This is a genomic window from Pseudomonas sp. MPDS (assembly GCF_013283895.1).
Taxonomy (GTDB): Bacteria; Pseudomonadota; Gammaproteobacteria; order Pseudomonadales; family Pseudomonadaceae; genus Aquipseudomonas; species Aquipseudomonas rhizophila.
Map to the genome: position 1 here is coordinate 927602 of NZ_CP054128.1, position 7399 is coordinate 935000.

Annotated in this window: 8 protein-coding genes (1 of these 8 only partly in view); 3 read left to right on the plus strand and 5 right to left on the minus strand. The window is 58.2% G+C overall.

Going from position 1 to position 7399, the window contains the following annotated elements; all coding sequences use genetic code 11:
- Positions 1–9: 9 nt before the first annotated feature.
- The 3 genes from HQ912_RS03970 to hemJ are packed head-to-tail and all read right to left on the minus strand — an operon-like array spanning position 10 to position 2455.
- The gene (locus tag HQ912_RS03970) at positions 10–966 is read right to left on the minus strand and encodes a DUF805 domain-containing protein (RefSeq protein WP_047228045.1); all 957 of its coding nucleotides are present in this window, start codon (positions 964–966) and stop codon (positions 10–12) included.
- 52 nt (positions 967–1018) lie between these two features.
- Entirely contained in the window at positions 1019–1987 is a 969-nt protein-coding gene (locus tag HQ912_RS03975) for an NAD(P)H-dependent flavin oxidoreductase (protein ID WP_047228044.1), read from the minus strand.
- 36 nt (positions 1988–2023) lie between these two features.
- Positions 2024–2455 carry a protoporphyrinogen oxidase HemJ gene (gene hemJ, locus HQ912_RS03980; protein WP_047228043.1) on the minus strand — a complete coding sequence of 144 codons (432 nt, stop codon included), beginning with the start codon at positions 2453–2455 and terminating at the stop codon, positions 2024–2026.
- A gap of 134 nt (positions 2456–2589) precedes the next feature.
- Here hemJ and argC point away from each other — a divergent pair, with 134 nt between their 5' ends.
- Together argC and erpA are read left to right on the plus strand one after the other, a co-directional pair.
- Entirely contained in the window at positions 2590–3624 is a 1035-nt protein-coding gene (gene argC, locus HQ912_RS03985) for an N-acetyl-gamma-glutamyl-phosphate reductase (protein ID WP_047228042.1), read from the plus strand.
- A 155-nt stretch (positions 3625–3779) separates the two neighbouring features.
- Positions 3780–4130, plus strand: coding sequence for an iron-sulfur cluster insertion protein ErpA (gene erpA / locus HQ912_RS03990; RefSeq protein WP_003206114.1), 351 nt, complete (start codon positions 3780–3782; stop codon positions 4128–4130).
- A 68-nt stretch (positions 4131–4198) separates the two neighbouring features.
- Here the strand turns inward: erpA and HQ912_RS03995 are convergent, their stop codons facing one another.
- Both HQ912_RS03995 and HQ912_RS04000 read right to left on the minus strand, forming a co-directional pair.
- On the minus strand, positions 4199–5290 hold the full coding sequence (locus tag HQ912_RS03995; protein WP_047228041.1) for an anhydro-N-acetylmuramic acid kinase: 1092 nt from the start codon (positions 5288–5290) through the stop codon (positions 4199–4201).
- A gap of 3 nt (positions 5291–5293) precedes the next feature.
- Complete coding sequence (locus HQ912_RS04000) at positions 5294–6706, minus strand: peptidoglycan DD-metalloendopeptidase family protein (RefSeq protein ID WP_173407509.1); 1413 nt, start codon at positions 6704–6706, stop codon at positions 5294–5296.
- 210 nt (positions 6707–6916) lie between these two features.
- Here HQ912_RS04000 and tyrS point away from each other — a divergent pair, with 210 nt between their 5' ends.
- Positions 6917–7399, plus strand: the beginning of a protein-coding gene (gene tyrS, locus HQ912_RS04005) for a tyrosine--tRNA ligase (protein WP_047228039.1). The gene runs 717 nt beyond the window's last position; only the first 483 of its 1200 coding nucleotides appear in the window; the start codon lies at positions 6917–6919; its stop codon lies off the right edge, out of view.

Consider the following 7399-nt stretch of genomic DNA (forward strand, 5'->3'; position numbering starts at 1 on the left):
GAAGCGCGCTTATTGTTCCTCTTCATAGTCTACAGAAGGCGCAGCAGGCTCGGCTGCTTCGACGGCTGGTTCTGCAGTGTCTTCATCAATGAGCTCGCTGCTCTCATAGCTGCTCAAGGAACTGCTGTCGTATTCCTCTGTGATGCCGCTGAATGCACCGGCCATTGCGGCAAGGAAAGCCACCACGATCATGACAATCCACAGTGACGAAAGTACCTTGACCGCAGTGCTGTTGGGCGGCGGCGGGGGGCCATAGCGATTGGCGCCGGTGTTGCCGGGCAAGGCCATGAGTACGAAGGGGAAGACACTGCCCACGAACGGCACCAGGTTGAGCAGCCACAACCACCCGGACCAACCCAGGTCGTGCAGGCGCTGGACGCTGAACTGGATGCTTACATAAGCAAAGCCCAGTGCGATGATCAGTCCCAGCAGGCCGCCGACGATCATTGCCGCTGTGGAGCTGGAGGCGAGGAACCAGGTCACGCCCAATGAAAAGGCTGTGCCCACCACAAACAGCATGACCAGCGTCAAGGCCATGGTCCAGCCCAGGAAGCGCAGTCGTCCGATGCGCCCATCGAAGCTGAAGGGCTTGAGCGTGCTGTACTCGGCCATTGCCTCACCCACCTCGGCTCGGGGTGGCGCGTAGGGCGATACCGGGTCGATGATGGAGTCCGGGTGGCGTCCGTTCGACGGCGGCGAATGCTGTACCTCGTCCAGGTTCAGTTCGAGGGAAGGTTCGGCTTCGATTCGTGCATCGATCCCGCTCTTGTTGAGAGCCTCCAGGTACTTCTGCGCTTCGGCCTGGGACAGGTTGCTTTTAAGCGCCACCTTGCGCCCGCTGAACAACCGCTCAATGGCACTGACATCGCTTTTGAACAGTTCAGCCAGGTTGAGCTTGGCTGTGGTGGTTTCGACACCCGGCAGCAGGGCTCCATCGAATACGATATTGAAACGGGTTTCGCTCATGCCAGGCATCCTTGTCTCATAAGGTTAAGCAATGGTTTTGATCCGGTTGATTTCAGCGGGGCCATTGGCCGCCGAGTTGTGTCGCGCGGGCCAGCGCTTGCCGGTATTCTTCATCCAGGCGTGTCACTAGCTGATCGACACTTGGCAGATCATGGATTTCACCCACGCCCTGGCCTGCGGACCATACGGTTTTCCAGGCCTTGGCTTCGTCGTTCAGTGGCTTGAGTTTGGAACCGAAATCCACCTCGCCCTTGCCCTGCAGGGCGGCCAGGTCGAAACCGGCGTTTTCCAGGCTTTGGCGCATGAAGCTGGCCGGCACTCCAGACACCGCAGGAGTATGCACGATGTCTGCGGCTCTGGATGTGAGCAACATCTCTTTATAAGCGTCAGGCGCATGGCTTTCGGTCGTGCCGATAAAGCGTGTGCCGAAGTAGGCCAAATCCGCGCCAAGCAGTTGGGCGGCCAGAATCTGATGGCCGTGGTTCAGACATCCCGCAAGCAGCAGGGTTTTGTCGAAGAACTGGCGGATTTCGGCGACCAGTGAGAAAGGGCTCCAGGTCCCGGCGTGGCCACCTGCGCCGGCGGCGACCGCTATCAAACCGTCGACACCGGCTTGGGCAGCTTTCTCGGCATGACGGCGCGTGGTGACATCGTGGAATACCAGCCCACCATAGCTGTGAACCGCATCCACCAGTTCTTTCACGGCGCCCAGGCTGGTGATGACAATCGGCACCTGATGTTCGATGCAGATGGCCAGGTCGGCCTGAAGCCGTGGGTTGCTATGATGGACGATCAGGTTCACGGCATAGGGTGCCGGGTTTTCCATTGTTGCCAGGCCCGCTTCGATTTCTTCCAGCCAAGCCTTGAAACCACTGCTTTCGCGCTGGTTCAGCGCCGGAAAGCTGCCGACGATTCCGTTGCGGCAGCAGGCCAGTACCAGCTGTGGATTGGAAATCAGAAACATCGGCGCTGCCACGACGGGCAGGCGCAAACGTTGTTCAAGCAGAGCGGGCAGCGACATCGGAAGTACCCCGGATAAGGTGGTGCTGATTGAAAGTTAGAACGGCCGAACCACGACCAGAATTACGATAGCCAGCAATATCAGAACCGGCACTTCATTGAACCAGCGATAAAAGACATGGCTGCGGGTGTTTTCGCCACGGGCGAAGCGCTTCAATTGCGCGCCGCACATATGGTGATAGCCGATCAGCAATACCACCAGGGTCAGCTTGGCGTGCATCCAGCCGCCTTGAGTGAAGTAGGCACTGGCGTTGAGACTCAGCAGCCAGATGCCGAATACGAGGGTGGCGATCATCGCCGGCCCCATGATGCCGCGATACAGCTTGCGCTCCATGACGATGAAGCGTTCTTTGCTGACGCTGTCTTCGCTTTGGGCGTGATAGACGAACAGGCGAGGCAGGTAGAACAGGCCGGCGAACCAGCAGACCATGCTGATGATATGAAGTGCTTTGAGCCATAGATAGAGCATTTTTTTGTATTCCCAGATTCACGGTAGCCCGATAGTAGAGGCTAGAGCGGCCACACGTCACCTTGGCGGTTGTCGCCGGGCCGCGCGGCCCCTATCATCGACAGCTTTCCAGTGGGTTCGTTGAGGGCAGGTATATGGTCAAGGTCGGTATCGTCGGCGGCACGGGTTACACCGGTGTCGAACTGCTGCGTCTGTTGGCACAGCATCCGCAGGCTGAGGTGGTGGTCATTACCTCCCGATCCGAGGCTGGACTGGCCGTCGCCGACATGTATCCGAACCTGCGGGGCCATTACGACGGCCTGGCGTTCAGCGTTCCGGACATCAAGACCCTCGGGGCCTGTGATGTGGTGTTCTTCGCCACGCCTCACGGTGTTGCCCATGCCCTGGCAGGCGAGCTGCTGGCCGCCGGGACCAAGGTCATCGACCTGTCGGCAGATTTCCGTCTGCAGGACGCTGAAGAGTGGGCCAAATGGTACGGTCAGCCACACGGTGCGCCAGATCTGCTGGACGAGGCGGTCTACGGCCTGCCGGAAGTCAATCGCGAGAAAATCAGACAGGCACGGTTGATCGCTGTCCCGGGCTGCTATCCAACGGCAACGCAACTGGGTTTCCTGCCGCTGCTCGAGGCGGGGCTTGCTGATGCGTCGCGTCTGATCGCCGACTGCAAGTCGGGTGTCAGCGGTGCCGGCCGTGGTGCCAGTGTCGGCTCGTTGTACTCCGAGACGTCGGAAAGCATGAAGGCGTATGCCGTCAAAGGCCACCGTCATCTGCCGGAAATCCGCCAGGGGCTGCGTCGCGCGGCAGGCAAGGATGTCGGCCTGACTTTTGTGCCGCACCTGACGCCGATGATTCGGGGCATTCACTCCACGCTGTACGCAACCGTCGTCGACCGTTCCGTAGACCTGCAAGCGTTGTTCGAGAAGCGTTACGCCAACGAACCGTTCGTCGATGTGATGCCGGCTGGCAGCCACCCTGAAACTCGTAGCGTACGCGGCGCTAACGTTTGCCGGATCGCGGTGCATCGCCCACAGGATGGCGATCTGGTAGTGGTGTTGTCGGTCATCGATAATCTGGTCAAAGGCGCGTCCGGCCAGGCTGTGCAGAACTTGAACATCCTGTTCGGGCTGGATGAGCGTCTGGGTCTGTCCCACGCTGGGATGTTGCCTTAACTCCAATCTGAGGCTGCAAGCTTGAAGCGCCAGGCTTGCAGCTCATAACGTGTAGTTTGCGCCTGCCTCTCAAATAGTTGACCGATTTTCTAGGAGAAGCGGATAATGCGCGTCATCACGCATTATGGCGGCGTAAGCGCCGGGAGATATTCAGCATGAGCGTCGAAACCTTCACCCCCACGGCTTTGCAATTCACCCACGGTGCCGCGCACAAGGTGAAGAGCCTGGTCGATGAGGAGGGGAATGATCGTTTAAAGCTGCGCGTTTTTGTGACGGGCGGCGGTTGTTCGGGTTTTCAATACGGCTTCACTTTCGATGAGGAAGTGGCTGATGACGACACCATCGTCGAACGCGAAGGTGTCAGCCTCGTGGTCGATCCGATGAGCTTCCAGTACCTGGCGGGTGCTGAGGTGGATTATCAGGAAGGGCTGGAAGGGTCGCGCTTCGTCATCAAGAACCCTAACGCCACCACAACCTGTGGATGCGGTTCTTCGTTTTCGATCTGAGGCTTTAAATAAGAACGCCGCAGCGCCTTACGGCTCTGCGGCGTTTTGCTGTGCGGCGAAAAATGGATTCAGGCGGGATAGATTGCGCCGAGTATGCGCAAACCCCGTGCGCCGGTGACACTTGGGCGATTCGCTGAAATGCCTTCAAGGCAGCAATGGGCCAGCCAGGCAAAGGCCATGGCTTCGACCCAATCCGGGTCTACACCGTAAGTGGCCGTGCTGCTGACTTGGGTGTTTGGCAGTAAGTCGGCCAGCCGCTTCATGAGTGTGCGGTTGTGCGCGCCGCCGCCGCAAACCAGCAGCTCTTGAGTGTTGGTCTGGGCATTCTGCAGTGAGTGGACGATGGTCAGGGCCGTCAGTTCGAGTAGCGTTGCCTGCACGTCTTCAGGGGCGAAGACCGGTAGGTGCGACAGGTGCTGGGTCAGCCAGGACAGGTTGAACACTTCGCGCCCTGTGCTTTTAGGGCCTTGAGTGACAAAGAAAGGGTCGCCAAGCAGAGCCTTTAGCAGAGCCGGTTCGACTTTTCCGCTGGCAGCCCACAGACCATCGCGATCAAAGTGCTCGCCCCGTTGCTGATGTATCCAGGCGTCCAGCAATACGTTGCCAGGGCCGCAATCGAAACCGGCTACGGGCTTTTCGGGTTCTATCAGGCTGAGATTGCTGAAGCCGCCGATATTCAGTACGGCGCGATTGCCGGCCCGTTCTTCAAACAGTGCTTCGTGAAACGCAGGAACCAGCGGGGCGCCTTGCCCGCCAGCAGCGACATCGCGACTGCGAAAATCGCTGACGACGGCAATGCCGGTCAATTCGCTCAACAATGCGGGGTTGCCGATCTGCACGGTAAAGCCACGGGCCGGCTCGTGTCGTATGGTCTGACCATGGCTACCGATTGCCCGGATACCTTCAGGTTTGAGCTTCTGTGCGTCGAGCAGCGTGTGGACGCCCTGCGCAGCCAGCCTTACCCAGTTTTGTTGGGCAATGGCTGAGCGAGCGATCTCATCGGGCCCGCTGCTGCATAACTCGAGCATTTCGGTGCGCAGGGAGGCGGGCATGGGGATGTAGTGCGTGGCGATCAACTTGATCGCCGGAGTCAGTTCGATCAGCGCGATATCCAGTCCATCCAGGCTGGTGCCAGACATCACGCCGATATAGTGCGCCATGGTTTAGCGCTTGCTTGAGGCGAGCATGGTGGCTTTTTCCTGGTCCATGCGAGCCATCAAGGGTTGGCTCTGAGCCAGGAAGCGTGAGCGCTCGGACTTGGCAATCGGATCGGCCATGGGGAGCTTCTGGCCCAGCGGATCAACGTGAACGCCGTTGACCTGGAATTCATAATGCAAATGCGGCCCGGTGGACAGACCGGTAGTGCCAATATAGCCAATCACCTGGCCTTGCTTGACGCTGCCGCCGGTTTTCACGCCTTTTGCGAAGCCCTGCATATGGCCATACAGCGTACGGTAAGTGTTGCCGTGCTGGATGATCACGGTGTTGCCATAGCCACCCCGGCGTCCGGCCAACAGCACTTTGCCGTCTCCGGCGGCCTTGATTGGGGTGCCGCGGGGAGCTGCGTAGTCGACGCCTTTATGGGCGCGGATCTTGTTCAGGATTGGATGTTTGCGGCCTACGGAGAATCTTGAGCTGATGCGGGCGAAATCAACCGGCGTACGGATAAATGCCTTGCGCATGCTGTTGCCGTCGGCAGTGTAATAGCTGCTGTTGCCTTGTTTGTTGGTGTAGCGCACCGCCGTGTAGGTCTTGCCGCGATTGGTGAAGCGGGCGGAAAGAATAGGGCCGTTGCCGACGCTTTTTCCGTTGACCATTTTCTGTTCGTAAATGACGTCGAACTCGTCGCCCTGGCGAATATCCTGAGCGAAGTCGATGTCGTAGCCAAACACGCTGGCCATGTCCATTGTCAGGCTATGGGAAAGGCCGGCGCGTGCGGCCGATTGCGACAATGAGCTGTTAATGACGCCGTGAGCATAGGCTGAGCGCACGGTTGGTTTGGTGATGACGCGGTTGAACGCATAACCCTTGTCGTTTTTGCTCAGGGTGATGCTTTCCAGGTCACTTAGTTTGGTATGCAGGCTGGTCAGTTGTCCGTCTGGGCTGAGTTCGAACTCGAGTTTCTGACCCCTCTGGAGCCGAGCGAACTGTTTGGCTTTCTTGTCGCTGGCCAGGACCTCGTGGACCAGGGTCGACGGCAGCCCAACCTTTTCGAAGAGAGTGGAGAGCGTGTCGCCTTTGGCAACTATGACCTCATGGTGGCCCGGGTCTTTCTTTTCTTCGATCGCAGACTCCGCTTGGGCGGACGCGGGCGTGTCTTCAGCGTTGTTTTCGATCTGCGCGAAGGGGGAGGCTGCGGCCTCGTTTGTGGCTTGGACGGCTTCGGCAGCGTCTTGATCTTGTGTCAGTTGTTCAGCAGGGCTTTCCAGTTCGAGACTTAGGGTCGTCTTTTTGGCTTCAACATCGCTGGAGGGAAACACCAGGAGCGCCAGGCTAAGAAGGGCGGCAATACCACTTGCAGCGAGCAGGTGGGTCTTGGGGTAAAGCGGCGGCGCTTTGGATGGTTCTGTGGTCATAGGTAATTTGACTTTTGAAGAGATGAATTGGAAAAGATGAATGACATGATGAAGATGAAATAACTGTATAAAATATAACCAAATCACCTGCGAAGCAAGCCCGCGGACACTCTGTCCGTGGATTGGTGTCCGCGCACCCGGCAAACCTTGTATTTGGTGCGCGATCTTGTATGGTTGGGTCCCTTTGAATCTGAGCCTTGCGGGTCTGTTATGAAGTCGGTTGAAGAGCAGCTAGCGCTGATCAAGCGTGGTGCAGAAGAGTTGTTGGTCGAGTCCGAGCTGATTGAAAAGCTCAAGCGTGGGCAGCCGCTGCGTATAAAGGCTGGTTTCGACCCGACGGCACCCGATCTGCATCTGGGTCATACCGTGCTTATTAATAAGCTGCGTCAGTTCCAGGACCTGGGGCATCAGGTCATCTTCCTGATAGGTGACTTCACTGGGATGATCGGTGATCCGAGTGGCAAGAGCGCGACGCGCCCACCGCTGACGCGCGAGCAGGTTCTTGATAATGCCGAGACCTACAAGACTCAGGTCTTCAAGATCCTTGATCCGGCCAAGACCGAAGTCGCTTTCAACTCCACCTGGATGGATCAGATGGGGCCGGCGGATTTCATTCGCCTGACCTCCCAATACACCGTGGCTCGTATGCTCGAGCGCGATGATTTTGACAAGCGCTATAAAACCAGTCAGCCG

What these genes read in the sequence shown, in the direction of transcription:
- HQ912_RS03970 (WP_047228045.1), bottom strand. Translation starts at nt 966, where the DNA reads ATGAGCGAAACCCGTTTCAATATCGTATTCGATGGAGCCCTGCTGCCG.
- HQ912_RS03975 (WP_047228044.1), bottom strand. Translation starts at nt 1,987, where the DNA reads ATGTCGCTGCCCGCTCTGCTTGAACAACGTTTGCGCCTGCCCGTCGTG.
- hemJ (WP_047228043.1), bottom strand. Translation starts at nt 2,455, where the DNA reads ATGCTCTATCTATGGCTCAAAGCACTTCATATCATCAGCATGGTCTGC.
- argC (WP_047228042.1), top strand. Translation starts at nt 2,590, where the DNA reads ATGGTCAAGGTCGGTATCGTCGGCGGCACGGGTTACACCGGTGTCGAA.
- erpA (WP_003206114.1), top strand. Translation starts at nt 3,780, where the DNA reads ATGAGCGTCGAAACCTTCACCCCCACGGCTTTGCAATTCACCCACGGT.
- HQ912_RS03995 (WP_047228041.1), bottom strand. Translation starts at nt 5,290, where the DNA reads ATGGCGCACTATATCGGCGTGATGTCTGGCACCAGCCTGGATGGACTG.
- HQ912_RS04000 (WP_173407509.1), bottom strand. Translation starts at nt 6,706, where the DNA reads ATGACCACAGAACCATCCAAAGCGCCGCCGCTTTACCCCAAGACCCAC.